Raw genomic sequence first — 23613 nt, 5'->3', positions numbered from 1 at the left:
AGCACACAGGGTCGCAACCGCTCCGTTATCGACATCACTCGCGTCCGTGACCTGAGGGACGAATCGGGAGCAATCCACGATACACGGAAGGTTTTCCCCAAATTTGACCCCTTGTGCCGGCGCGGATCATGACGGAGATTCCGACAGACGGTGGAAACCTGATCTCGGAGCCCCGTATGCATCCTTGGAAGGCCCTGACAGTGCCCCTGGCCACACTGCTCGTCGTGGCCCTGAGTGGAAACACGCCCGCGACGGCCGACACACCGGCCATCAAGATCGAGAACAACGCCACCCAGCCCGTCTTCTCCCGCGCGGACGCCGTCAAGCAGACGGTGTTCGTCGAGGTCGAGGGCACCGACAGCGACAACGACGGCAAGCCCGACCGGGTCGCCGTCGACATCCTGCGCCCCAAGGAGACCGACCAGGGGCTGAAGGTCCCGGTCATCATGGAGGCCAGCCCGTACTACGCCGGCGGCAACGACGTCCCCAACCACCCCGTGGACGTGGACGCCGGCGGCAACCCGCTGCCCGCCCTCACCGCGGCCAGGAACAAGCTGGCCGCCGAGCCCTTCGACGGCTACTACGACAACTACTTCCTGCCCCGCGGGTACGCCATCGCGCTGGTGGAGAACCTCGGCAGCGGCCGCGCCACCGGCTGCCCCACCTCCGGCGACCGCAACGAGACGGCCGGCCCGAAGGCCGCGATCGACTGGCTGAACGGCCGCGCCAAGGGCTTCGACGCCGGCGGCGACCCGGTCGAGGCCACCTGGTCGACGGGCAAGGTCGGCATGATCGGCGTCTCGTACAACGGCACGCTGCCCAACGCGGTCGCCACGACCGGCGTCGAGGGCCTGAAGACCATCGTGCCGATCGCCTCGATCTCCAGCTGGTACGACTACTACCGCGCCAACGGCGGCGTGCTCGCGCCCGGCGGCTTCCAGGGCGAGGACCTGGACGTGCTCGCCAAGTACGTGCTGACCAGGCAGGACGGCCAGGCCGCCTGCGGAGCCCTGATCGACGGGATCACCACGGCCCAGGACCGGATCACCGGCGACTACAGCCCCATGTGGGACGCCCGCAACTACCTGAACGACGTCGGCAAGGTCAAGGCCAGCGTCTTCCTCGTGCACGGGCTCAACGACTGGAACGTCAAGACCAAGCAGTTCGCCCAGTGGTGGTACGCCCTGGCCAAGCGGCACGTGCCACGCAAGATCTGGCTCCACCAGGGCACCCACATGAACCCCTTCAGCCTGCGCACGGTCGAGTGGCTGCGCCAGCTGCACGGCTGGTTCGACTACTGGCTGTACGGGATCGACTCGGGCATCATGCGCGAGCCGCAGGCCGACGTGGAGATCGCACCCGGCCAGTGGAACCGGCACGCCTCGTGGCCGCTGCCGGGCGCGGCCACGGTGCCGCTCTGGCTGGGCTCGGGCTCGAAACTGGGCCCGCTGCCCAGCCCGCGCTCGGCCAGGGAGTCGTTCGTGGACCAGAAGGCCAGGACGGCCGAGCAGCTGGTGGAGGCCACGGGCTCCGACCCGAACCGGCTGGCGTACGTGACCGGCGACCTGCCCGCTGACGTGCGGATCTCCGGCACGCCGACGGTGTCGGTGCGGGCCTCGCTGGAGGACGGCGCCTCGCCGTACCTGACGGCCCTGCTGGTGGACTACGGCACGGACGTCCGCGCCAACGGCTCCCTGGTCTCGACCGGCCAGTCCTACTGCTACGGCGAGGGCGTCCCGGGTGACACGGGCTGCACGACGCTCAGGACGCTCGGCACCGCCACCACCCCGTACAAGATCGTCACCAGGGGCTGGCTGGACGTCCGCAACCGGCACCGCGCGGACCGGACCGAGGCCCTGCGCCCGGGCAAGGAGTACACCTTCACGTGGGACTTCCAGCCGACGGACTACCTGTTCAAGAAGGGCCACCGGCTGGGCCTCGTGATCATCTCGACCGACTTCGACTACACCCTGCGCTACCCGCCGGGCACGAAGATCACGGTCTCGCCCGGGCAGTCGTCGCTGCGACTGCCCGTGGTCCTCGGCAAGCTGCTGTAGGAGCTAGGCCATCGCGGTGGTGGTGACCGTGTCGAGCGGGCCGACCTCCCACAGCGCGGTCAGCGCCGTGGCGGCCATGACGCGCACGCCCATCGCGATCGCCTTCTCGTCGACGTCGAAGGTGCCCTGGTGGATGTCGTACGTCACGCCGTCGGGCGAGCGCGTGCCCAGGCGGGCGAACGCGCCGGGGATCGACTCGAGGTACCAGGCGAAGTCCTCGCCGCCGAGCGACTGCTGGGTCGGGACCACCGCGCCCGCGCCCAGCACGCGCTCGGCGGCCTCGGCGAGCATCTCGACGCTGACCTCGTCGTTGACGACCGGCGGCACGCCGCGCGTGTAGTCCATCTCGGCCTCCACGCCGTAGGCGCCGGCCACCGACTCCAGCAGCGACTTGATCAGGTCGGGCGCGGCGTGCCAGGCGGCCTCGTCGAGGCAGCGGACCGTCCCGGCGGCCACGCCGTCGTCGGGGATCGCGTTGGCCGCCGTGCCGGCCTCGACCTTGCCCCAGACCAGGCTGAGCGAGGAGCGCGGGTCGACCCGGCGCGACAGCGCGGCGGGCAGCTCGGTGAGGATCTTGGCCAGCGCGAAGACCAGGTCGGCGGTCAGGTGGGGGCGGGCGGTGTGCCCGCCGGGGCCCGACACCCTGACGACCAGCTTGTCGCAGGCCGAGGTGATGGGGCCGGCCTTGAGCCCGACCTGGCCGACGTCCACGCGCGGGTCGCAGTGGAGGCCGAAGATGCGGTCGACGCCGCTGATGCCGCCCTGGGCCATGACCTCGAGCGCGCCGCCGGGCAGCTCCTCGGCGGGCTGGAAGATCAGGCGCACCCGGCCGGGCAGCAGCCCGGCGGCGGCCTGCTGGGCGAGGAAGAGCGAGGTGCCGAGCAGCACCGTGGTGTGCACGTCATGGCCGCACGCGTGGCAGACGCCCGCCACCGTGGAGCGGTAGGGCACGTCCTTCTCGTCCTGCAGCGGCAGCGCGTCGATGTCGGCGCGGAGCGCGATGGTCGGGCCGTCGCCGCTGCCGACCTCGCAGATCAGCCCGGTGCCGCGCGGGAGCACCGAGGGGGTCAACCCGGCGGCGGTGAGCCGCTCGGCGATCCGCTGCGTCGTGCGATATTCCGCGAAGGCCAACTCAGGGTGCATGTGGAGGTCGCGGCGGAACGCCACGAGATCCTGCTCGGTCTCCGCCAGGAACGCGTCGAGTTCCCCCCGAAGCTCACGTCCCCGCATATGTCACCGTCCCGTCCATGCCGCGCGCACCAATATGTCTGACCACCGCGGCTCATCCGCTGTGAAAGCTCGTCATCCCGCCGTGGCCTCCCGGTGGAGCGGCACACTCGGCGAACCAAAAAGCACACCCTCTGGTCGGGGTGCGCGAGATCGTCAGCATGGGCCTTGCGTTCGTCAGTCGCGAGCGCCGCTGCAGCCCGGGAGCACAGCGGTCGGCCGTGAGCCCGATGGCGATGCTTCGACTTTATCGCCCTCGCGCAAGTTCGCGGTGACAGATACTCCAAAAGTTCCTGTGCGCATGTCCGTAACCCCAGGTGGTCACGGCCAGTGAACGTTCAGGTGATCCGGAAATGGTCACAACGGATCAGTAGATCATGACCCGATGCTCCCAGTTCAAACGTGGTCAGCGATTCCGAATCCTGTCACCTTCTGTCATGGTCATCACACTTCAGCGAGGGCTGCATTTGAGAAGAATGCGTGTTTCACTCGCAATATGATCACTAATATCCCGTTCGGGGAGAAGTATGCTGGGTTAAGCATCTTCGAGCCGAGCGAGGGGACCCTGGTGGTCGTGCCCTCGCTCTCCCTTCCGCAGGATGAGCTCCGCCGGATCACGGCGGCCAGATCCTACGAGGAACGGCTGCTGTTCCTGCTGCTCACGCTCCGCGAGCCCGGGGTCAGGGTGGTCTATCTCTCCTCCGCGCCCATCGATCCCGACATCATCGACTACTACTTCGCGTTCCTGCCGGATCCGGACGACGCGGCCAAACGGCTCACGCTGATCAGCCTCGACGACCCTTGGTCCCAGCCGCTGACCAAGGCCCTGCTCGCCCGCCCGGACGCGCTGGAGCAAGTGCGCGCGGCCGTCGAGGGCGACGCCTGGCTGGTGCCGTTCGTCCTGAGCGAGCTCGAGGAGGAGCTCGCCTCGTTACTCAACGTCCCCCTCTACGGACCGGCCACCGCCCTGGCCTATTACGGCTCCAAGAGCGGGGCGCGCGAGGTCGGCCACGAGGCGGGCGTGCCCATGCCGCGGGGCTTCGGCGACGTCCGGCACGTGCTGGAGATCGAGGAGGCGATCGAGGCCCTGCCGGGCGAGCGGGTGATCGTCAAGCTGAACGACAGCTACTCCGGGCTCGGCAACGCGATCGTCACCAAGGCCGACCGGTCGCTGACCAGCTTCTCGGCCTCCGGGGAGACCTGGGCCAACTTCACCGCGAAGATCAGGGACCGGGGGGCGGTGGTCGAGGAGTTCATCGAGCACCGGCCGCTGTACTACCCGAGCGCGCTGGCCTGCATCACGCCGGGCGGCACCGCGCGGGTGCTGGCCACGCACGACCAGGTGCTCGGCGGGCCCAACGGCCACGTCTACCAGGGCTGCACGTTCCCCGCGGCGCCCGAGTACCGGGCCGAGGTGGGCTCGTCCGCCGAGCGCATCGCCCAGGTCCTCGCCGATCGGGGCGTGGTGGGGATATTCGGCATGGACTTCTTCGCGCTGAAGGCCGACGCCGGGTACGCGGCGCTGCTGTGCGAGATCAATCTGCGGATCGGCGGCACCACGCATCCGTTCGGCGCCGCCGTGCTGACGACCGGGGCCACGTACGATCCGGCCACCGGCCTCCTCATGTCCGGAAATCAGCCGAAGTTCTACACCGCGACCGACAATTGCTCCTCGTCCTGCCTGCGCGGGCGCAGCCCCGGCGAGGTCGTGCGCATGGCCGATCGGCTCGGGATCGGGTTCGACGCGGAACGGCGTACCGGCAACGTCTTCCACCTGCTCGGCGCCGTCCCCGAGCACGGGAAGCTGGGCTTCACCTCGATCGGCGACTCCCGGGAGGAGGCGGACGAACTGCACGCCCTCACCCGGCGTCTCCTGTGCGGCCCGTGAGCCCCTTGCCGCGACTGCCGCGCAACCCCCGCCAGCCGATGATCCCCAGCACGATGGCGAGGATGATGTTCACCGCGATCAGGATTCCGTGCACCACGTAGAAGCTGGTCGGATGCCCGTCGGCCAAGTTAAACCCGAGGTTCACCCACTCGAAGATCATGAATGCGCCGAGGATGATGAGGAATCCGGCGATCTTTCGTGACATGAGTGCCTCTCTAGTATCGAAGGTGGATCAACGGGGGATGTGTCGCCACATGGGCATTCACTCGAAGCTACGCTGAGATCGCCATGTGGACGAAACTCGTGCCGGTCACGGCACTCATCGCCTCGGTCTCGCTCACCGGCGGGACCGCGTATGCCGCTCCGACGACACCGGTCGGGGGTGAGGCGCTGGGCAGCCGCGGCCTGGTGACGCCCGAGGGCGTCAAGGAGCCGCCCAAGACCCAGGCTACGTCGTACGTCATCGCGGACGCGGACACGGGTGAGGTGCTCGCGGCCAAGGACCCGCACGGGCGCTTCCTGCCGGCCAGCACGCTCAAGACGCTGACCGCGCTCACGCTCATTCCCAAGCTCGACAAGGACCGCAAGATCCGGCCCAGCGAGAACGCCTGCAACCAGGAGGGCACGGCGGTCGGCCTGTCGGTCAAGGCGACGTACAAGATCGACGACCTGTTCCGGGCGCTGATGATGTCGTCGGGGAACGACGCGGCCATGGCCCTGGCCGAGACGAACGGCGGCGTCGCCAAGACCATGAGCGACATGAACGCCCTGGCCAAGCGGCTGCAGGCGTACGACACCGTGGCCAAGACGCCCAGCGGGCTGGACAAGCCGGGGCAGAGCAGCTCGGCGTACGACCTGGCGCTGATCGCCCGCGCCGGCCTCGCCAATCCCGCTTTCCGCGGATATATCAGTACAAAGACCTCCAAGTTCCCGGCGCCCAAGGGCTACTACGAGATCAGCAACCACAACAAGCTGCTCTGGCGCTACAAGGGCATGATCGGCGTCAAGAACGGCTGGACCTCGAAGGCCCTGGGCAGCTTCGTCGGCGCGGCCAGCCGCGACGGGCACACGATCGTCGTGAGCATCATGCGGCACGAGGGCTACTTCTGGGACGAGGTGGCCAAGCTGCTCGACTGGGGCTTCTCGGTCAGGGGCAAGGTCCAGCCGGTCGGCCGGCTCGTGGACCCGCTCTCGGAGGTTCAGGCCGTCCCGCGCTCCTCCGCTCCGCCGGCCTCCAAGGTCACGCCGGCCGCCCAGCCGCCGCTGCTGGACACGGCCGCCTCCAAGCAGACCGACTCCACCAGGACGATCGGGTCCGTGGTGATCGGCGGGGGGCTGCTGTTCGGGCTGATCTGGCTCGGGTTCGGCATCCGCCGCCGGCGCCGCCGCTCAGGCTCCTGACGTGCCCTCGCGCAGGGCCCAGGCGTCCGGGTCCGAGGACGGGACCGGGGTCGGGGAAGGCGGCGGGCAGCGGCCGGCGGTGGCCGTCCAGGCGGCGACGTAGAGCACGAGCCTGGCCGAGAAGTTGATCCAGACGAGCAGTCCGACGATGACGGCGAACGTCCCGTAGACCGGGTTGCTCAGCGTCTGCCCGAGCAGCAGGGTCGCCGCCTGCTTGAGCACCCCGAACCCGATCGCGCCCAGCAGCGCCCCCCTGGCGATCAGCCGGAACGGCCGGGTCGGCCGGTCCACCCAGCCGAGCAGGATCACGAACAGCAGCCAGTCGGCCCCCACGCTCGCCACCACGCCCGCGAGCCGCAGCCCCCAGGTGGACAGTGCCGACTCGCTCCCGAAGACGAACTGCATCACCTTGTCCGTGGCCGTGGTGGCGAACCCGGCGATCAGCACGGACGCGATCATCGTGATCCCGATCAGGATGATCGAGGCCAGGTCGCGCAGCTTGCCGACGAAAAAGTTGAGCGGCGGCGCGGTGGTCATGGACATCTCGCGCAGGGCCCCGCGCAGCGCGTCCAGCGCGCCGAGCCCGGCGTAGAGGAGGCCGAGCAGACCGATGACCCCGGCCGTCTGCCTGGCCGTGGCGATGGCGTCGAGGTTGAGCTGGGTGGCGATGCCGGGCAGCCGCTCGATGATCGCCTTCTCCAGCGCGTCCCGGGTGGCCTCGCTGGTCGCCACCACGAACCCGAGCACGGCGTACGAGAGCGCCACGAGCGGGAAGAACGACAGGAACGCGTAGTAGGTGACGGCGCTCGCCAGCGTGTCGCCGGACTGGTGCTGGTACCGCCGCACCGCCCTGATCAGGTGGTCCAAGGCCGGACGCCGTTCCCGCCAGCGGCTCACCTTGCCGCGGCCCCAGGCCTTGACCGCCTCGATCCGCCTCATCACGCTCGCCATCACGCGCCTCCTGGGGACCCACTACCCCGGCGCCGGGGCGACGATCAGGGGTTCGCCACCATATCGGCCGATTCGATCAGTGTGGAGAGGACCGCCGCCACGTCGTGGTGGACCAGCCGCCCGTCACGCTTGACCACCCGGCCCCCGACCAGCACGGTGTCCACGGCGCTGGTGTCGGCGTTGAGCACGACGGCGCCGATCGGGTCGTGCGCCGCCGCCATGCCGAGCGTGTCCGTGCGCAGCAGCACGACGTCGGCCTGCTTGCCCGGCCGCAGCGAGCCGATGACGTCCGCGAGGCCCAGCACCTGGGCACCCTCGATGGTGGCCATGCGCAGCGCGTCGCGGGTGGTGAAGCCCATCCCGGCGCCGTCGGGGCGGCCGCGTTCGAGCAGATGGGCCGCACGCATCAGGCTGAACAGGTCCCCGGGCGCGCAGACCACGGTGTCCGCGCCGAGGCCCGTCGGGATCCCCGCCTCCCTCAGCCGGCCGGTGGCGGGGTAGCCGAGGCCCAGGTTCATCTCGTCCACGGGGGCGAGCGAGGCGGTGCCACCGGCGTCCGCGATGCGCCGCAGCGCCTCGTCGGTGTAGTGCAGCGCGTGCACGAACGTCGTGGGGGTGGACAGCAGGCCGTTCGCCTCGAGGAACGCGAGCCCGCGCTCGGCGCTCTCGGGGCCGTGGCCGCCCAGGTGCGCGGTGACGGGAAGGCCGAGCTCGGCCGCCACGCGCCACTCCTCCAGCGCACGCTCCTCCCCCACGATCTCCGGGCCGAGCGCCGCGACCACCATCGTGACCAGCCCGGACGCGCAGAAGAGCGTGTCGTGGACGCGCCGGGTCTCCTTGGTCAGCTCGCCGGAGTCGCCGCCGTAGCAGTAGCCGAACACGGCCCGGATGCCCGACTCGCCCAGCGCCCGTACGGCCGCGTCGGTGTGGTCCGGGCTGAACTGGACGTGTGACCAGTCGAGCAGCGTGGTGATGCCCGCGTCCAGGCACTCCAGCGCCCCCGCGAGGTTGCCCGCGTAGATGTCCTGGGGGCGGTGGCGGGGGGCGAGCTCGCCGAGGACCCGCCGCAGGTACGTGTCGAACGTGATGTCGGCCGCGACGGCCCTGATGCCCGCCTGCCAGGTGTGGCGGTGGGTATCGACGAACCCGGGGAGCACGATCCGCCCGGTCGCGTCGATCACCTCCGCGCCGGGGACGTCCGGCAGGCCGGGGCCCACTTCGGCGATGAGGCCGTCCTCGATCCGCACGTCCACCTGCCCCAGCACGACGGGGTCGGGCTCGGTGTCCACGACGACGCCGTTCCTGATCAAGATCGTAGATGTCATAGCCGAAAGCTTAATGAGAAGCTTTTCTAAAAGCAATATTGCGACAGGTATCCTCGATGGCGTGAACCACGACGAGGTCGACGCGCTGGTCCCCCGATGGAAGGACGCGGGCCTGTCGCCGTCCCTCATCGCCGCCCTGGAGCTCAGCAAGCGGGCGGCGCGGCTCCACCTGATGTTCGATCAGGTGATCAAGGCCGAGCTGGCCGAGCTGGGGCTGACGTACGCCGAGTTCGACGTGCTGGCCGCGCTGAGCCGGGCGCCGGCGTACCGGATGAAGCCGAGCGAGCTGTCGAAGGCGCTGTTCCTGACGTCGGGCGGGATCAGCAACGTGCTGCAGCGGCTGGCGGCGGCGGGATACGTCGAGCGCGAGGCCAACGCGGGCGACGCGCGCAGCCGCTGGGTGCAGCTCACGGAGGAGGGGCGGCGCATGGCGGAGGCCGCGCTGGTGGCCTCGGGGCGGGCGCACGAGGAGGTGGCGGGCGGGATCCCGGACGAGGTCGTGCGCGAGGCGGCCGACGCGCTGCGCGAGGTCCTCTCCCGCGTCGGCCGCCGCCGCTACCGCTGACCGGCACTCCCCCGCGTCGGTCGCCGCCTACCGCTGACCCGCGCTTCCCCGCGTCGGTCGCCGCCTACCGCTGACCTGCGCTTTCCCGCAGGCCGTGACGGGTCGCCCAGCCGGCGATCGCGGCGGCGATGGCCTCGGGCTGGTCCTCGGTGACGTGATGGCCGGCCGGGCCCTGGTGCTCGACCTCCAGGGCGGCCATGTTCGCGGCGCACCAGGCGGCCACCTCCGGCCCGATCAGCAGTGTCGGGGAGGAGTCGAAGGTCAGCAGCAGCTTGGGCACGTCGGAGCTGGCCCCGAGCCACTTCCCGTACCCCTCGACCCGCTCGGCCACGTCGGCGGGCTCGCCGTCCAGCGGCAGGGACCGCGCCCACTCCAGCAGCGGCCGCCTGCTCTCCCTGGTGGGGTACGGCGCCCGGTACGGCTCCTTCTCCTCCTCGCTCAGGCTCGTCAGCACCCCGCCCGAGAACGCCGTCTCCACGAGGAAGTTCTGGTCGAGCGCCAGCGCCTCCCCCTGGGCGCTGCGCAGTGTCTCGGCGCGGGCACGCGGGGCCTCGCCCAGGTCGCTCCAGCTCATCGTGCGGACGATGGTCTCCATGAACGCCACCCCCCGGACCCGCTCCGGGTGGCGGGCGGCCCAGTCGAACGCGAGGGCGCCACCCCAGTCGTGCCCGACGAGCACCACCTCCTCCAGCCCGAGCGCGTCGAACCACGCGTCGAGGTAGCGGGCGTGGTCGCCGAACCGGTACGGAATGCCGGGCTTCCCCGACCGCCCCATGCCGATCAGGTCAGGGGCGAGCAGGCGGCCGTCCAGCCCCGGCAGCACCTTCCGCCACGCATGGGACGAGGCGGGGTTCCCGTGCAGGAACACGAAGGGCAGGCCGGAAGCGCCGGAGTCCTCGAAGTACATGGTCGAGTCGAGCACGTCGATCGTCGGCATGACGGTTCTCATTTCGTAAGTGCGACTAACGTTTATGGCACTAACGAACGTACATCGTTAGTGCCACTAACGCAAGGAGCTATGATCGGGAGCATGACGGACGACGACCTCAGGGCCACCCCCGCGGCGCTGCGGCTCCTGCCCAGCCGGACGCTGTCGCTGGTCGCGATGCACGCCGACCGGCTGGTGAACGAGGGCCTGGCCGCCGTCGACGCCCGCAAGTGGCACTACGCGGCGCTCGTCGCGCTCCGCGAGGCGGGTCCGGTGAGCCAGGCCGAGCTGAGCAGGCGCACCGGCATCTACCGCAGCGACATGGTCGCCGTCATCAACGAGCTCGCCGAGCGCGGCTTCGTCGAGCGCACCCCCGACCCCGCCGACCGCCGCCGCAACGTCATCACCATCACCCCCGAGGGGATCGAGCAGGTACGGCGGCTGCAGACGCTCATCGCGGACCTTCAGGACGAGCTGTTCGCCCCTTTGAGCCAGCCGGAACGCGAGCAGTTGTCAGGTCTGCTGACGCGCCTCCTGGAGCATCACGCGCGCCCCGGCAGCTCCTCTGAGCAGGGCTGAATCCAGGACAGGCGATCTCCTGGAGCCCTAGCCTGTGGGATGTCGGGACCCACCCAGGAGGCCTCACGTCCATGTCCGAAATAGCCACCGGGCAGATGATCAGGCTCCAGCGCGAACGAAGGGGCATGAGCACCACCGCGCTGGCGACCCAGTCCGGCTGCACGCCGAGGCACATCGAGCTGATCGAGCACGGCAAGCGAACCCCCTCGCTCCCCCTTCTGCGGGAGATCGCCAAAGTGCTGGGCGTACGCACCGCCGTGCTATTAGGAGAGACCCCGCGCGACTCGCACGAGCCCAGCCGGCCGCAGATCAGCGACATCGAGCGGGCGCTGTTCACGTGGCGGTCGCTGGAGCCCGACCTCGAGCCGCCCGACGCCGACCAGCTCTCCGAACGGGTGGCCTCGGCACGCAACGCCTGGTTCACCTCGGCGCACCGCTACTCGATCCTGATGGCGTCCCTGCCGTCCCTGATCTCCGACGCCGAGAACCTCGCGCTCGCGGACACGCCGCCGGCCCACCGCGTCGCGGCCGACGCGTACATGCTGGCCAGGGGCGTGCTCAAGCACCTGCGGCGGGTCGATCTGGCGCATCTGGCGGCGGACCGGGCCATGCGGTTCGCGGAGGAGTCGGGGGATCCGCTGATCCGGGCGTGGGCGTACTGGAGTCTGGGGCAGTCGATGCTGTCGGACGACATGCACCAGATCGCGTACGACGTCGGCCGGCGCGGCATCGAGATGCTGGAGCCCCACGTCGCCGACGGCGACGACCGCCACGTCAAGGCGCTCGGCGCGCTGCACCTGCTGACCGCGATCGGCGCGGCGCGCGGGGGCGACGACGACGAGGCCAGGGAGATCGTCCGAGGGCCCGCGGCGCGGCTCGCGCAGCGCGTCGAGGACGGGGCCGACGTCTACGACCTGGCCTTCTTCGGGCCGACCAACGTCGCCATCCACATGGCCAGCATCGAGAACGACATGGGGCGCCCGGAGGCGGTGCTGCAGATCGCCGACGACATCGACCTGCGGCACACCCCGTCCATCGAGCGGCGCGCCACCCACCTCAGCCAGGTCGCCCGTGCCTGCGAGGACGTGGGCGACGATGCCGCCAGCCTGCTCCATCTCCTGCGGATCGAACGCGAATGCCCGGAGGAGCTGGATCACAAGCTGCTGCTGAGGGAGATGGTGCGGTCCCTGGCGCGGCGCGCCCGGCCGTCGTGGGCGCCGGAGGTCCGCTACCTGGCCGAGCGCCACGGCATCGCGAACTGAGAGTTCGGGCCGTACGAACGAGGAGTTCTGCGGCCCGAGTTCGTCACGGAACGGGGTGCGGGTGACACTCTGCGTTCATGACCACAGCGCCGAGTGCCGAGTTCGTCATGGAACGCCTGCTTCAGGAGGCAACGCGGGAGTTCCCCGGGTGGTCGTTCCAGCGGGATCGTTCAGGCTGGACCGCCACCCACGGGGAGACCCGCCTCACCCGCCCCAGCCTGGCGGCCCTGCGCGCCCTGCTCCGGCTCCACCGGGGCGCCCGCCGGAACTGACCGAGGAACGTCGGCGGCCGCCGGGGACTTGCGACCTCGAGAGCTCAGGGAGCGCTTGCGGCGCTCCAGCCGCCTGGCGGGGCTTACTGCCCTCCGGGCAGGTGGGTCAGGTGGTGATGGTGGCTACGGGTTCGAGGCCGTAGGTTCGGGCGTAGCCGTTCTCGGTGCCGACGAGGAGGTCGACGACCTCGAAGTAGCGGTCCCAGAACGGGGTTTCGCGCAGTGCGTCGATGAGGAGCTGGTAGGCGTGGTGGTCTTCGGCTTCCCACACCCAGACGTCGGTGACGCGCGCGGAGTAGAACTCCGTGTCGTAGAAGCGTGACCGGACGCCGGTGGTCTTGGCCTCGATGGCCGGCAGGACCCGGGTGGTGAAGGCGTCCACGCGTTCCTGGACGCTCAGGGCGAGCCATTCGGGTGTGGTCTTGACCAGCATGAACGCCGTGACCGGCGGTTCGGTCTTCTCGGTGGGCATCAGGGTGCCTCCAAAGCTTCAGGACAGGACGGCGGGCTTGAGGGTCTGGGCGCACCACTGCTCGAAGCTGGTGGGGGAGGTGGTGTCCGGGGTGCGGGCGACGCCGGCGTCGAGACCCTCGTCCTTGGCCCGCTTCATGTCGACGAGGCCCTGGACGAATGCCTCGTTGAGGCCGTGACCGACGAGGGTGGCGTAGAGCTCGTCGAGCGGCCGGCGTTCGTAGCGGACGGGGCGGCCGAGTTGTTCGGTCATGATGCGGGCCAGGTCGTTGGGGGAAAGGTCCTGCGGCCCGAGGACCGGGACGCTGCCGGTGCCGGTCCACGAGCGGTCCAGCAGCAGGCCGGCGGCGGCGGCCGCGAGGTCGGCGACGGCGACGAAGGGGGCCTTGCGGTCGGCCTCGACGGTGTCGGTGAAGACGCCCTTCTCGCGGATCGAGTCGGACTCCTCCAGGAGGTTCTCGAAGAAGGACGGGCTGGCCAGGGCCCGGTAGGCGACGCCGGTGCCGGCGATGAGGTCGTCCATCGCGAGAGAGGCGGTGACGAGCCCGGCCCGGTCCGCGAGCGGGGTGCCGCGGCCGAGCGCGGAGACGCCGACGACATGGCCGACGCCGTGGACGGCGAGCGCCTTGGCGGCAGGGCGGGTGAAACCGATGTAGGCATCCTGCGGGGTCAGGGAGGCGTCCGGGGGGACGAGCCAGAAGACGGCGTCCGCCCCCTCGAAGGCCCGGTCGAGGACCTCGGCTTCCGCGTGCGAGCCTGTGACCACCTCGACGCGTCCGCGCGCCGCGTCCGGAAGCCGGGCGGGATCTCGCACGATCACGCGCAGTTCCTCGCCCGCGGCGGGGGCGGACTCCAGGAGCAGGGACAGCAGGTGACGGCCGATGTTCCCGGTGGGAGCGGTAATGACGATCATGAAAACCTCGCAGGTCGTGCCGGTTCGGTACGCCCTCATCCTGCGGAGGATCTCCGTGCTGCCACAATGGGAACTTCGGCACGGAATCCTTGACTGAAATGGAATAATGCTGGTGAGCAGCCCGGATCCGGTGATCGACGCCAATCTCGCCATCGCGCTGGATGCTCTGCTGGCCGAGCACAGCGTGACCCGCGCCGCCGCACGCCTGCACACCTCGCCGGCCGCCATGAGCCGCACCCTCGCCCGTCTGCGCCGCATCCTCCAGGACCCCCTCCTGGTCCGGGCCGGACAGACCATGGTTCCCACCCCACGCGCCCAGGCCCTGCGCGAGGAGGCCGCCGCAGTGGTACGCAGCCTCGGAGCGCTGCTCAGCCCCGGCGCGAGCGTCGACCCCGCCGGCCTCCGCAGCACCTTCACCCTCCAAGCCGCCGACCTGGTCGGCGCGGCACTGGCCCCCGGACTGCTGCGACTGGCCCAGCGGGAGGCGCCGGGGGTCTCGTTCCGGATCCGGGCCGAAGAGCTGGAGGCCGGACCCGCCCTGCGCGACGGCCGGATCGACCTGGAGATCGGATCCATCGACCACGTGGATCCGGAAACCCAGGTCGAAGAACTGGTCAGCCTCCGAATGGTGGCGGCCGTCCGGCCCGGCCATCCGCTCGCCGAGGGGCCGCTGACCCCGGCCCGGCTCGCTGCCGCCCAACACGTCGCGGTCAGCCGCCGCGGCCGGTTCACCGGCCCCCTCGACACCGCCCTGGCCGAGCAGAACCTCCACCGGCGGGTCAGCGTCGTCCTGCCCAGCCACCTGGCCGCGATGGCCCTCGCCGCCCGCAGCGACGTCGTCTGCCTCGTACCTGCCGCGCTTCCCGGCGCCGCCCCCTCGCCCCTCACCCACGACGCCGGCGCCCTCGGACTGCACCTCCTCGACATCCCCCTGGCACTGCCACCACTGACCATCGGAATGGCCTGGCATCCCCGGCACACAGCCGACGGGGCCCACCGCTGGCTCCGCGACGCCGTCCGCCGGACTCTCCGCACACCGACAGCGGCTTCCGAGATCACCGTGGCGGACGCGATCGATCCCGAGTAGTACGACACCGCCCCGCCCCGTGCGGACGTATGCCCGTGGTGTGTCAAGACGGCCGGGTCGGCTCCGACCTCCTTGTGACGGCGCCGGATGGCGGCGCCGCTGGATCGAAGGAAGGCTCGCGATGGGCAAGGTAGTGCTGGATGTGTCGATGTCCCTGGACGGGTTCACGGCGGGAGCGAACGTCCGGAAGGAAGAGCCCATGGGGGACGGCGGCGAACGGCTGCACGAGTGGATGTCCGGGGAAGGGCCGGACGGCGGGGTCGACACCGGCATCCGCCGGCAGGTGGACGCGGCGGTAGGAGCCACCGTCATCGGACGGCGCACCTTCGACCTCGGCCTGGTCCCGTGGGGCGGCACACCCTGGCCCGGCGTCCCGAGCTTCGTGGTCACCCACCGCACCAGGCAGGACCTCCTCGGCGACAACGGCGGGACGTTCGCCTTCGACGGGCTGGAGGCCGCGGCCCGGCGCGCCAAGGACGCCGCCGGGGACAAGGACGTCCTGGTGCTGGGTGCGGACGTCGCCCGCCAGTTGCTCGGGGCGGGCCTGCTCGACGAGGTGTGGCTCCACCTCGTCCCCCTGCTGTTGGGGGCGGGCACGCCGCTGTTCGGCGGGGTGCGGGCCGAGCTGGTCCCGGAGGGTGCGCCCGTCACGGGAGCCGCGTCCGTGACCCACCTGCGCTACCGCGTCCTGAAGCCCGGACGCCCATGACGTTCGCCGCCTGGCGAGGACCTGGAGCACCCGGCTGTGGTGGCGCCTGGGCGGGCGGGCTGGAGGGCGACCTCTAGGACCAAAGGCCCAGGGCCGTAGTCCTCGGGAAGGAGCCGGCGGTCCATACTTGCGCCCGATTCACACCCGTCCGGCGGCCGTCGAAGATCAGAACATGCGAAGAATCAGCGCATTGTTGATCGGACTCCTCGTCCCGCTCTCCTTAGTCACGCCTGGCGCGACCGCCACCACGCAGGCCGCGCAGCCACGGGACACGATCTCGTGGGCGCCGTGCCCGGAGGAGCCGGCCGTCGAATGCGGGACGCTCACCGTGCCCATCGACTGGAGCCGGCCGTCGGACGGCACGTTCGAGGTGGGTGTCGCCCGCCGCAAGGCCACCGATCCCGCCGCCAGGATCGGCGCGCTCGTGCTGGGAGCGGGCGGCCCTGGAGGTTCGGGGGTGGAGCTGGTCCTCGGCAGCCCGCAGATGCTCAGCCCCGAGGTCCTGCGCCGCTTCGACATCGTGGGCCTCGACCCGCGCGGCACCAACCGCAGCCACCCCGTGGTCTGCTCCACGGACCTGATGACCCAGGCCCCGGACCCGCTCATGAAGAGCCAGGCCGACTTCGACAGGATGCTGGCCTTCAACGACCGCCTGCGGGCCGACTGCCGGGCGCGTACCGGCCCGCTCTTCGACCACGTCGACTCGCTCAGCACCGCGGCCGACCTCGACGCCTTCCGCGCCGCGCTCGGCGAGGACAAGCTGACCTACTGGGGCGGCTCCTACGGCACCCTCCTCGGCCAGCTGTACGCCGAGCGCTACCCGTCGCGGGTCCGCGCCTTCGTGCTCGACAGCACGATGGACCACAGCCTGGGCACGCAGGGCTTCATGGACACGGAGACCTGGGGCGCGCAGGACGCCTTCAACGAGTTCGTGGCCTGGTGCGAGCGCGACGACCGCTGCCTCCAGCATGGAAAGGACCTCAGGGCGATCTGGCGGGGGCTGCTGGACCGGGCCGACCGCGGCGAACTCCCCATACCGGGCGAGCCGGACACGCGACTGACCGCCTTCCAGCTCATCAGCTCCGCTTCGGGCGCCTTCTACGATCCGGCCAACTGGCTGCCGCTCTCTCAGGTGATCGCCGACCTTGAGTCCGGGCGGACTCCGCGCGCGGACGCGCTGCCTCTGGCGATCGACCGGACACAGGCGCAGGAGGTCAGCCCCAATCCGTTCCAGATCTTCTGCCTGGACTTCCGGCTGCCCGTACGCGACTACCGCGAGTTCAGCAAGCACCTGCGCCGCCAGGCGAAGATCGCACCCGACATGCGTTACAGCCCGCTGGCGATCGGCCCGGTCGTCTCGTGCCTCGGCCAACCGGACCCGATCCCCAACCCGCAGCACCGCCTGAAGGTGCGTACGGACACCCCGCTGCTGGTCCTCAACTCCCTGCACGACCCGGCCACCGTCTACCCGTGGGCGCTCAGCACGACCCAGCAGCTGGGCCGGTCGGGCCGGCTGCTCACGTACGAGGGCTGGGGCCACATCGTCTACGGACGCGGAGCCTGCGCCACGGAGGCCGCCGACGCGTACCTGATCTCGCGGACCCTCCCCGCGCCGGGGGCCCGCTGCCCGGCCGTCCCGCCCGCCGAGGTCCGGACGCTCAGGAAGCCCGTCACCCCGCAGCCCGGCACACCGGGCTGGATGCTCTCCTTCCGTTGATCTCGTGATGAGGGGTGGCTCGTACGCGCACGAGCCACCCCTCCAGACGCTGCTGCCGTGAGACGTCGCCGAATGCCGCAGCGACCTCGTCGGCCGGCTTCACCTCGGAGATCAGGCGGCATTCGTGTGGCCGCATTTGTGTGACGGGCGCCGTCTAACGGTTACGGGTGCGGGCGGCTTCGAGGTCGGACTGGTGTGCGAGGGCCCACAGGCCCAGGGCGCGTACCGGCTCCAGGAAGGAGCGCCCCAGTTCGGTGAGCGCGTAGTCGACGCGTGGCGGCACGCCGGGATGGACCGTGCGGCTGATCAGCCCGTCCCCTTCGAGGCTCCGCAGCGTGCGGGTGAGCATGCGGCGGCTGAGACCCTCCACGGACCGGTCCAGTTCGTTGAAGCCGTACGTGCCGCGTTCGAGCACCGACAGGATCACAACGCTCCACTTGTCGCCCGCCCGGCGCAGCATGCTGGTCGCGGGGCAGTTCTCGTGATCGTTCACCGTCACGGGGACGGTGATGGCGGCAGTGGACATAGATGTGCCTTCTTTCGGACCTCTCGCCTGCTGGCCAATGATCAGGATACGCATCCAAACCTCCAAGGAGATTTGCCGTGATCGTGATCAGCGGCGCGTCCGGGCAGCTCGGACGCCTCACCGTCAAGCACCTTCTCCAGCGCGTGGACGCCGCCCGCGCGGTGGCGTTGACCCGTACCCCCGACGCCGTCGCCGACCTGGGAGTGGCCACCCGATACGCCGATTTCGACGATCCGGCCAGTCTGCCCAGCGCGCTCGAGGGGGCGGAGCGGCTGCTGATGATCAGTATGGGCTCGTTCGACGGCGTGCCCGGCGGGCACGTCAACGCCATCGAGGCGGCGGCGAAGGCCGGGGTGGGCCAGGTGATCTACACGTCGTTCACCAGAGCGGGCGAGCCGGGCCAGCCGCAGGCGCTCATTCAGAATCACAAGGAGACCGAGCGGCTGCTGGCCGAGTCGGGGCTGACGTTCACGGCGCTGCGGTTCAACCAGTGGCCGGAGATGTGGAACCTGGTCGGCGTGCCCGCCTTCGCCGTCGCCACGGGCGTGCTGCCCAGCAATTCGGGCGACGGCCGGGTGGGTCACATCACCCGCGACGACAGCGCCGCCGTGGCCGCGGCCGTGCTGGCGGAGGGCGGCTGCGAGGGGCAGCTCCTGGAGGTCACCGGTCCCGAGGCGGTGACGGACACGGACGTGGCCGACGCGCTCGCCCAGGTCACCGGCCGTCCGGTCCGTTGCGAGCCGGTATCGGACGCCGATCTGGCCGCGGTGCTGTCCGAACGCGGGATGCCGGAGACGTACGTCCAGGGATGGACGGGCCTGGGGGCGTACAAGCGCGCCGGCTGGTTCGACGTGACCACGCACGCGGTCGAACGCCTCACCGGCCGCAAGCCCGCGTCGATCGCCGACTACTTCGCCGCCCACCCCGAGGCACTGCACACCGCCTGATCAGGACAGCGGTCCGGCTCTCGCGCCAGTTCGATTCGCGTGCCCCTGTGGTCGGTGAACCACGCCCGGGCGACCGAAGGGCGCCCGAGGAAGACAGCCCGAGCGATAGCGAGGACCGCTCGGGGCGGGCTCCAGCAGGCCCACCCGGTAACCAGGCAACGGGCGGGTGGAGCCGCGCCACCTACGGCGTGGGGAGGAAGCCGACCTTGTCGCGGACCTCGGCCATGGTCTGCTTGGCCACCGCCGCCGCGCGTTCGGCGCCGATGGCGAGCAGGCGGTCGAGTTCGGCCTCGTCCGACAGCAGCTTCTCCGTGCGCTCCCTGATGGGCGTGAACGTGTCCGCCACCGCCTCCGCCACGTCCTTCTTGAACGTGCCGTACCCCTGCCCCTCGTAGCGGGCCACGAGGTCGGGGATGGGGGTGCCGGTCAGGGCCGACTGGATGCGGAGCAGGTTGGAGATGCCCGGCTTGTTCTCCTCGTCGAACAGGACCTCCGAGCCCGTGTCCGTGACCGCCCGCATGACCTTCTTGCGCAGCGGGCCGGGCTGCTCCAGGACGTCGAGGATGCCGGCGGGGCTGGAGGAGGACTTCGACATCTTCGCCGTGGGGTCCTGAAGGTCGGTGATCTTCTCGACCTCCTTGAGGATGTACGGCTCGGGCAGCGTGAACGTGTCGCCGAAGCGGTGGTTGAAGCGCTGGCCCAGGTCGCGGGTGAGCTCCAGGTGCTGCTTCTGGTCGGCGCCCACCGGGACCCGGTTGGCCTGGTAGAGCAGGATGTCGGCGGCCTGCAGGATCGGGTAGGTGAACAGGCCGACGCTGGCCGCGCTCTCCCCGAACTTGGCCGACTTGTCCTTGAACTGGGTCATCCGCCCCGCCTCGCCCATGCCGGTGAGGCAGATCAGGATCCAGGCGAGCTCGGTGTGCTCACGCACGTGCGACTGCACGAAGACCGTGGACTGCTCCGGGTCGAGGCCGGCGGCGAAGAGCTGGGCCGCGGCGACGCGAGTGCGGCGGCGCAGCGCGGCGGGCTCGGTCGGCACCGTGATCGCGTGGAGATCGACCACGCAGTAGAAGGCGTCGTGGGTCTCCTGCAGAGCGACCCACTGCCGGACGGCACCCAGGTAGTTGCCCAGGTGGAAGGAGTCCGCCGTGGGCTGGATGCCGGAGAGTACACGAGGTCTGGCCATAGCACGCAATTGTGTCAGGAATCTTGCTCGGGCGGCGACTCGACCGCCGGGCCGCGTTTCACTCTCACCCTGGCGATACGGCGCCCGTCCAGCTCTGTGACAGTCATCTCAAAACCCGATATTTCCACCTTCTCCCCCACAACCGGCACATGCCCCAGCATTGCCATGACAAATCCGGCAAGGGTCTCATAAGGGCCGTCCGGCAGCCGGATGCCGGTCTCGGTGGCGAAGTCGTTGAGGTTCGTCAGGCCGTCGATCTCGATCTCCCCGGCGGGCAGGATCACGACCTCCTCCTCCTCGTCGTACTCGTCCCTGATGTCCCCGATCAGCTCCTCGACCAGGTCCTCCAAGGTCACGATGCCCGCCGTGCCGCCGTACTCGTCCACCACGATCGCCAGGTGCTGGCCCTCGTCGCGCAGCTCGTTCAGCGTGCTGAGCAGCCGCTTCGAGGCGGGCACGAACTTGGCCGGGCGGATCGGCACCACCGCGCTGATCGGCTCGGTCCGCCCGGTGAGCTCGGGGTCCAGCAGGTCCCGTACGTGTACGAACCCGATGACCTCGTCGTACGTCTCCCGATAGACGGGGAAGCGCGAGTGCGGCAGCCCCGCCGCGAGCCGGGCCGCCTCGTCCAGCGGCGTGTCGGCGTCCATGAACTCGACCTCGGTGCGCGGCAGCATCACCTCCCTGAGCTGCCGTTTCCCCGCCGCGAACACCTCGGCGATCAGGTGGCGCTCGTCGGCGGTGAGGTCGGTGTGCCCGACCACCATGTCACGCAGCTCCTCGGTGGTGACCTCTTCGCGGTCGGCCTCCGGATTGCCCCCGAGCAGCCGGACCACGAGGTCGGTGGACTTCGACAACATCCAGATGATCGGCCGCGACAGGGACGCGATCCGGTCGAGGAACGGCGCCACGTACAGCGACAGCCCCTCGGCCCGCTGCAGCGCCAGGCGCTTGGGCGCCAGCTCGCCGAGCACGAGCGACACGTACGAGATCGCCAGCGTCACCAGCACGAGCCCGAGCACGGGGGCGACGGCCTCGGGCACCTGCCACCGCTCCAGCACGGGTACGAGCTGCGCGGCCAGCCGGTCGGCGCCGAAGGCGGCCGACAACATGGTGGCGACGGTGACGCCGATCTGGACGGCGGACAGGAAGCGGTTGGGGTCATGGGCGAGTTTCGCCACCCGCTCCCCGCGGCGGCCCCGCTGCGAGAGCTTGCGGACCTGGCTCTCCCGGAGGGAGACCATGGCGATTTCGGCGGCGGCGAAGAACCCCCCGATCAGGATGAACACCAGAACCAGGGCGATGTTGGCCACGAGGGTGTCAAACATGGTGGTTGGCAGCGTACTCGGCGGCTTTCGCGCGTATGCTGGGCGGCAAGCCGTACAAAATCCAACATATTTGAACAGGAGTACACATGAGGCTATTGGTCACCGGGGGTGCCGGATACGTCGGCAGTGTCGTCGCGGCGCAGCTCATCGAGGCAGGGCACGAGGTGACCGTACTCGACGACCTGTCAACCGGGCATCAGGACGCAGTGCCGGAAGGTGCCCGATTTGTCCAAAAAAGCATCACCGAGGCACACGACGTGCTCGACGGCATGGACGCGGTGCTGCACTTCGCGGCCAAGTCGCTGGTGGGCGAGTCGGTGGAGAAGCCGGGCCTCTACTGGTCGCACAACCTCGGCGGCACGCTGGCCCTGCTCGACGCCATGCGGGACAAGGGGGTGAGCAGGATCGTGTTCTCCTCGACCGCGGCCACGTACGGGGAGCCCGAGCGCTCACCCATCGAGGAGGACGACCCCACGCGCCCGACCAACCCCTACGGCGCCTCCAAGCTGGCCGTCGACACCGCGCTGAGCGCGTTCGCGGTGATCCGCGGGCTGGGCGCGGTGAGCCTGCGCTACTTCAACGTGGCCGGCGCCTACGGCCGCTACCGCGAGCGGCACACGATCGAGACCCACCTCATCCCGAACGTCCTGAAGGTCGCGACCGGCGAGCGCGAGTCCGTGAGCGTCTTCGGCACCGACTACCCGACGCCCGACGGCACCTGCGTGCGCGACTACATCCACGTGTCCGACCTGTCGCGGGCGCATCTGCTGGCACTGGGCGCCATCTCGCCGGGCGAGCACAAGATCTACAACCTGGGCAGCGGCGCCGGCTTCACCGTGCAGGAGGTGATCTCGGTCTGCCGCGAGGTCACCGGGCACGAGATCCCGGCCGTGGTCGCGGACCGGCGCCCCGGCGATCCCGCCGTGCTGGTCGCCTCGTCCGCCAAGATCCAGCGCGAGCTCGGCTGGAAGGCCGAACGGCCCGCGCTGCGCGACATCGTTTCCGACGCATGGGAGGCGCTTTCCGCAAATGCGTGATACCGCGACCGGAAATGTGCTGTGATACCGAAATGTGAGGAACTTTTCACCAAGGGTCACGAAGCTGCTCTTCGGTGTCCTCATCCTGACGGGTAGTCTTCTGGCCGCCGCGGGCGTGATCTTCGCCACCCCGCCGGCCGCCCCCGCCGTGCAGCCCGTGTCCTGCCCGCCCTGAAGCCCCCCGCTTCGCGCGGGGGGGCAGGGACGGTCGTCAGATGAGGCCGAGCTCCCTGACCGCGTCGCGCTCCTCCTCCAGCTCGCGCACGCTGGCGTCGATCCGGTCGCGGGAGAACGCGTCGATCTCGAGCCCCTGGATGATCTCGAACTTGCCGTTCGCCGCACGCACGGGGAACGACGAGATGAGCCCCTCGGGCACGCCGTAGGAGCCGTCGGAGACGACGGCCGCGGAGGTCCACTCGGTGCCGTTGACCCAGTCGTAGACGTGGTCGATCGCCGCGTTGGCGGCCGAGGCGGCCGAGGAGGCGCCGCGGGCCTCGATGATGGCGGCGCCGCGCTTGGCCACCGTCGGGATGAACGTCTCGCGCAGCCACTCGCCGTCGACCTGCTCGGCCGCGATCTTGCCGCCCACCTCGGCGTGGAACAGGTCGGGGTACTGCGTCGCGGAGTGGTTGCCCCAGATCGTCATCTTCTTGATCTCGGTGACCGGGACCTGGAGCTTGGCGGCCAGCTGGGACAGCGCGCGGTTGTGGTCGAGCCGGGTCATCGCGGTGAAGCGGTCGGCGGGCACGTCGGGCGCGTTCTGCTGGGCGATGAGCGCGTTGGTGTTGGCCGGGTTGCCCACGACCAGGACCTTGATGTCGTCGGCGGCGTGGTCGTTGATCGCCTTGCCCTGGGGGCCGAAGATGCCGCCGTTGGCGCCGAGCAGGTCGCCGCGCTCCATGCCGGCCTTGCGCGGCATGGCGCCGACCAGCAGCGCGACGTTGGCCCCGGCGAAGGCCACGTTGGGGTCGTCGGTGATCTCGATGCCGGACAGCAGCGGGAACGCGCAGTCGTCGAGCTCCATGGCGGTGCCCTCGGCGGCCTTCACCGCCTGCGGGATCTCCAGCAGGCTGAGCTTGACCGGGACGTCGGCGCCGAGCAGCTGCCCCGACGCGATGCGGAACAGCAGTGCGTAGCCGATCTGGCCGGCTGCTCCGGTGACGGTCACCTTGACGGGCCCGTTGGCTGACGACGCCATGGCCTTCCCCTCACTCGCAGGATATTCGTTGACTTTGGG

At 70.2% G+C, this 23613-nt stretch carries 23 protein-coding genes; 12 read left to right on the top strand and 11 right to left on the bottom strand.

Translation table 11 applies throughout. The features are described 5' to 3' along the window. Positions 1–128 precede the first annotated feature (128 nt). Entirely contained in the window at positions 129–2057 is a 1929-nt protein-coding gene (locus HD596_RS19655; protein ID WP_313044604.1) for a Xaa-Pro dipeptidyl-peptidase, read from the top strand. Positions 2058–2060: 3 nt separating this feature from the next. Here HD596_RS19655 and HD596_RS19650 read toward each other — a convergent pair whose 3' ends face one another. Continuing rightward, positions 2061–3287: a M20 family metallopeptidase gene (locus HD596_RS19650; protein WP_185070813.1), complete on the bottom strand. Its 1227-nt coding sequence runs from the start codon at positions 3285–3287 to the stop codon at positions 2061–2063. Positions 3288–3780: 493 nt separating this feature from the next. On the opposite strand from HD596_RS19650, the gene HD596_RS19645 reads away from it, so the two are divergent. Continuing rightward, positions 3781–5172, top strand: a complete 1392-nt coding sequence (locus tag HD596_RS19645; protein WP_185070812.1) for a peptide ligase PGM1-related protein — start codon at positions 3781–3783, stop codon at positions 5170–5172. Here the strand turns inward: HD596_RS19645 and HD596_RS19640 are convergent. Beyond that, on the bottom strand, positions 5144–5377 hold the full coding sequence (locus tag HD596_RS19640) for an SCO4848 family membrane protein (protein WP_185070811.1): 234 nt from the start codon (positions 5375–5377) through the stop codon (positions 5144–5146). The two genes, HD596_RS19645 and HD596_RS19640, sit on opposite strands and share 29 nt — an antisense overlap. Positions 5378–5460: 83 nt before the next feature. Between HD596_RS19640 and HD596_RS19635 the strand changes: the two genes are divergently transcribed. Further along, positions 5461–6573 (top strand): D-alanyl-D-alanine carboxypeptidase family protein, encoded by a 1113-nt coding sequence (locus tag HD596_RS19635; RefSeq protein ID WP_185070810.1) that lies wholly within the window; start codon positions 5461–5463, stop codon positions 6571–6573. On the opposite strand, the gene HD596_RS19630 is transcribed toward HD596_RS19635, so the two are convergent. Then, positions 6562–7524 carry a YihY/virulence factor BrkB family protein gene (locus tag HD596_RS19630; protein WP_185070809.1) on the bottom strand — a complete coding sequence of 321 codons (963 nt, stop codon included), beginning with the start codon at positions 7522–7524 and terminating at the stop codon, positions 6562–6564. The genes HD596_RS19635 and HD596_RS19630 overlap by 12 nt on opposite strands. Before the next feature lie 44 nt (positions 7525–7568). Next, entirely contained in the window at positions 7569–8849 is a 1281-nt protein-coding gene (locus tag HD596_RS19625; RefSeq protein ID WP_185070808.1) for an amidohydrolase family protein, read from the bottom strand. A gap of 61 nt (positions 8850–8910) precedes the next feature. Here HD596_RS19625 and HD596_RS19620 point away from each other — a divergent pair, with 61 nt between their 5' ends. Then, complete coding sequence (locus tag HD596_RS19620) at positions 8911–9414, top strand: MarR family winged helix-turn-helix transcriptional regulator (protein ID WP_185070807.1); 504 nt, start codon at positions 8911–8913, stop codon at positions 9412–9414. A gap of 64 nt (positions 9415–9478) precedes the next feature. Here HD596_RS19620 and HD596_RS19615 read toward each other — a convergent pair whose 3' ends face one another. Beyond that, positions 9479–10363, bottom strand: coding sequence for a haloalkane dehalogenase (locus tag HD596_RS19615; protein WP_281398259.1), 885 nt, complete (start codon positions 10361–10363; stop codon positions 9479–9481). An 81-nt stretch (positions 10364–10444) separates the two neighbouring features. Between HD596_RS19615 and HD596_RS19610 the strand changes: the two genes are divergently transcribed. From HD596_RS19610 to HD596_RS19600, 3 genes are all read left to right on the top strand, one after another. Further along, the gene (locus tag HD596_RS19610; RefSeq protein ID WP_185070805.1) at positions 10445–10921 is read left to right on the top strand and encodes a MarR family winged helix-turn-helix transcriptional regulator; all 477 of its coding nucleotides are present in this window, start codon (positions 10445–10447) and stop codon (positions 10919–10921) included. Positions 10922–10992: 71 nt separating this feature from the next. Continuing rightward, on the top strand, positions 10993–12183 hold the full coding sequence (locus HD596_RS19605) for a helix-turn-helix domain-containing protein (protein ID WP_185070804.1): 1191 nt from the start codon (positions 10993–10995) through the stop codon (positions 12181–12183). 77 nt (positions 12184–12260) lie between these two features. Beyond that, the gene (locus tag HD596_RS19600; RefSeq protein WP_185070803.1) at positions 12261–12455 is read left to right on the top strand and encodes a hypothetical protein; all 195 of its coding nucleotides are present in this window, start codon (positions 12261–12263) and stop codon (positions 12453–12455) included. Positions 12456–12561: 106 nt separating this feature from the next. On the opposite strand, the gene HD596_RS19595 is transcribed toward HD596_RS19600, so the two are convergent. Together HD596_RS19595 and HD596_RS19590 are read right to left on the bottom strand one after the other, a co-directional pair. Next, entirely contained in the window at positions 12562–12927 is a 366-nt protein-coding gene (locus HD596_RS19595) for a darcynin family protein (protein ID WP_185070802.1), read from the bottom strand. 18 nt (positions 12928–12945) lie between these two features. Continuing rightward, positions 12946–13878, bottom strand: a complete 933-nt coding sequence (locus tag HD596_RS19590; RefSeq protein WP_221519400.1) for an NAD(P)H-binding protein — start codon at positions 13876–13878, stop codon at positions 12946–12948. Between the two features lie 73 nt (positions 13879–13951). Between HD596_RS19590 and HD596_RS19585 the strand changes: the two genes are divergently transcribed. The 3 genes from HD596_RS19585 (at position 13952) to HD596_RS19575 (ending at position 17352) form a co-directional block, all read left to right on the top strand. Further along, positions 13952–14926, top strand: a complete 975-nt coding sequence (locus tag HD596_RS19585) for a LysR family transcriptional regulator (protein WP_185070800.1) — start codon at positions 13952–13954, stop codon at positions 14924–14926. A 121-nt stretch (positions 14927–15047) separates the two neighbouring features. After that, positions 15048–15635: a dihydrofolate reductase family protein gene (locus tag HD596_RS19580; RefSeq protein WP_185070799.1), complete on the top strand. Its 588-nt coding sequence runs from the start codon at positions 15048–15050 to the stop codon at positions 15633–15635. A gap of 172 nt (positions 15636–15807) precedes the next feature. Beyond that, positions 15808–17352 (top strand): alpha/beta hydrolase, encoded by a 1545-nt coding sequence (locus tag HD596_RS19575; protein ID WP_185070798.1) that lies wholly within the window; start codon positions 15808–15810, stop codon positions 17350–17352. A gap of 154 nt (positions 17353–17506) precedes the next feature. Here the strand turns inward: HD596_RS19575 and HD596_RS19570 are convergent, their stop codons facing one another. After that, positions 17507–17878 carry a winged helix-turn-helix transcriptional regulator gene (locus tag HD596_RS19570; RefSeq protein WP_185070797.1) on the bottom strand — a complete coding sequence of 124 codons (372 nt, stop codon included), beginning with the start codon at positions 17876–17878 and terminating at the stop codon, positions 17507–17509. Positions 17879–17955: 77 nt separating this feature from the next. Here HD596_RS19570 and HD596_RS19565 point away from each other — a divergent pair, with 77 nt between their 5' ends. Beyond that, positions 17956–18825: an NAD(P)H-binding protein gene (locus HD596_RS19565; RefSeq protein ID WP_185070796.1), complete on the top strand. Its 870-nt coding sequence runs from the start codon at positions 17956–17958 to the stop codon at positions 18823–18825. Positions 18826–19006: 181 nt separating this feature from the next. Here the strand turns inward: HD596_RS19565 and trpS are convergent, their stop codons facing one another. Next, positions 19007–20011: a tryptophan--tRNA ligase gene (trpS, locus tag HD596_RS19560; RefSeq protein ID WP_185070795.1), complete on the bottom strand. Its 1005-nt coding sequence runs from the start codon at positions 20009–20011 to the stop codon at positions 19007–19009. 14 nt (positions 20012–20025) lie between these two features. Continuing rightward, the gene (locus HD596_RS19555; protein WP_185070794.1) at positions 20026–21339 is read right to left on the bottom strand and encodes a hemolysin family protein; all 1314 of its coding nucleotides are present in this window, start codon (positions 21337–21339) and stop codon (positions 20026–20028) included. Between the two features lie 86 nt (positions 21340–21425). On the opposite strand from HD596_RS19555, the gene galE reads away from it, so the two are divergent. Then, complete coding sequence (gene galE / locus HD596_RS19550; RefSeq protein WP_185070793.1) at positions 21426–22376, top strand: UDP-glucose 4-epimerase GalE; 951 nt, start codon at positions 21426–21428, stop codon at positions 22374–22376. A 211-nt stretch (positions 22377–22587) separates the two neighbouring features. Here the strand turns inward: galE and HD596_RS19545 are convergent, their stop codons facing one another. Further along, positions 22588–23574, bottom strand: a complete 987-nt coding sequence (locus tag HD596_RS19545) for a malate dehydrogenase (RefSeq protein WP_185070792.1) — start codon at positions 23572–23574, stop codon at positions 22588–22590. Positions 23575–23613 lie beyond the last annotated feature (39 nt).

Origin of the sequence: Nonomuraea jabiensis, from assembly GCF_014204795.1 — a bacterium.
GTDB classification, from domain to species: domain Bacteria; phylum Actinomycetota; class Actinomycetes; order Streptosporangiales; family Streptosporangiaceae; genus Nonomuraea; species Nonomuraea jabiensis.
Note: the sequence above shows the minus strand (reverse complement) of the source record. Positions and strands in the feature narration are given on the sequence as shown.

What these genes read in the sequence shown, in the direction of transcription:
- HD596_RS19655 (WP_313044604.1), top strand. Translation starts at nt 129, where the DNA reads ATGACGGAGATTCCGACAGACGGTGGAAACCTGATCTCGGAGCCCCGT.
- HD596_RS19650 (WP_185070813.1), bottom strand. Translation starts at nt 3,287, where the DNA reads ATGCGGGGACGTGAGCTTCGGGGGGAACTCGACGCGTTCCTGGCGGAG.
- HD596_RS19645 (WP_185070812.1), top strand. Translation starts at nt 3,781, where the DNA reads ATGATCACTAATATCCCGTTCGGGGAGAAGTATGCTGGGTTAAGCATC.
- HD596_RS19640 (WP_185070811.1), bottom strand. Translation starts at nt 5,377, where the DNA reads ATGTCACGAAAGATCGCCGGATTCCTCATCATCCTCGGCGCATTCATG.
- HD596_RS19635 (WP_185070810.1), top strand. Translation starts at nt 5,461, where the DNA reads ATGTGGACGAAACTCGTGCCGGTCACGGCACTCATCGCCTCGGTCTCG.
- HD596_RS19630 (WP_185070809.1), bottom strand. Translation starts at nt 7,524, where the DNA reads ATGGCGAGCGTGATGAGGCGGATCGAGGCGGTCAAGGCCTGGGGCCGC.
- HD596_RS19625 (WP_185070808.1), bottom strand. Translation starts at nt 8,849, where the DNA reads ATGACATCTACGATCTTGATCAGGAACGGCGTCGTCGTGGACACCGAG.
- HD596_RS19615 (WP_281398259.1), bottom strand. Translation starts at nt 10,363, where the DNA reads ATGAGAACCGTCATGCCGACGATCGACGTGCTCGACTCGACCATGTAC.
- HD596_RS19610 (WP_185070805.1), top strand. Translation starts at nt 10,445, where the DNA reads ATGACGGACGACGACCTCAGGGCCACCCCCGCGGCGCTGCGGCTCCTG.
- HD596_RS19605 (WP_185070804.1), top strand. Translation starts at nt 10,993, where the DNA reads ATGTCCGAAATAGCCACCGGGCAGATGATCAGGCTCCAGCGCGAACGA.
- HD596_RS19600 (WP_185070803.1), top strand. Translation starts at nt 12,261, where the DNA reads ATGACCACAGCGCCGAGTGCCGAGTTCGTCATGGAACGCCTGCTTCAG.
- HD596_RS19595 (WP_185070802.1), bottom strand. Translation starts at nt 12,927, where the DNA reads ATGCCCACCGAGAAGACCGAACCGCCGGTCACGGCGTTCATGCTGGTC.
- HD596_RS19590 (WP_221519400.1), bottom strand. Translation starts at nt 13,878, where the DNA reads ATGAGGGCGTACCGAACCGGCACGACCTGCGAGGTTTTCATGATCGTC.
- HD596_RS19580 (WP_185070799.1), top strand. Translation starts at nt 15,048, where the DNA reads ATGGGCAAGGTAGTGCTGGATGTGTCGATGTCCCTGGACGGGTTCACG.
- HD596_RS19575 (WP_185070798.1), top strand. Translation starts at nt 15,808, where the DNA reads ATGCGAAGAATCAGCGCATTGTTGATCGGACTCCTCGTCCCGCTCTCC.
- HD596_RS19570 (WP_185070797.1), bottom strand. Translation starts at nt 17,878, where the DNA reads ATGTCCACTGCCGCCATCACCGTCCCCGTGACGGTGAACGATCACGAG.
- trpS (WP_185070795.1), bottom strand. Translation starts at nt 20,011, where the DNA reads ATGGCCAGACCTCGTGTACTCTCCGGCATCCAGCCCACGGCGGACTCC.
- HD596_RS19555 (WP_185070794.1), bottom strand. Translation starts at nt 21,339, where the DNA reads ATGTTTGACACCCTCGTGGCCAACATCGCCCTGGTTCTGGTGTTCATC.
- galE (WP_185070793.1), top strand. Translation starts at nt 21,426, where the DNA reads ATGAGGCTATTGGTCACCGGGGGTGCCGGATACGTCGGCAGTGTCGTC.
- HD596_RS19545 (WP_185070792.1), bottom strand. Translation starts at nt 23,574, where the DNA reads ATGGCGTCGTCAGCCAACGGGCCCGTCAAGGTGACCGTCACCGGAGCA.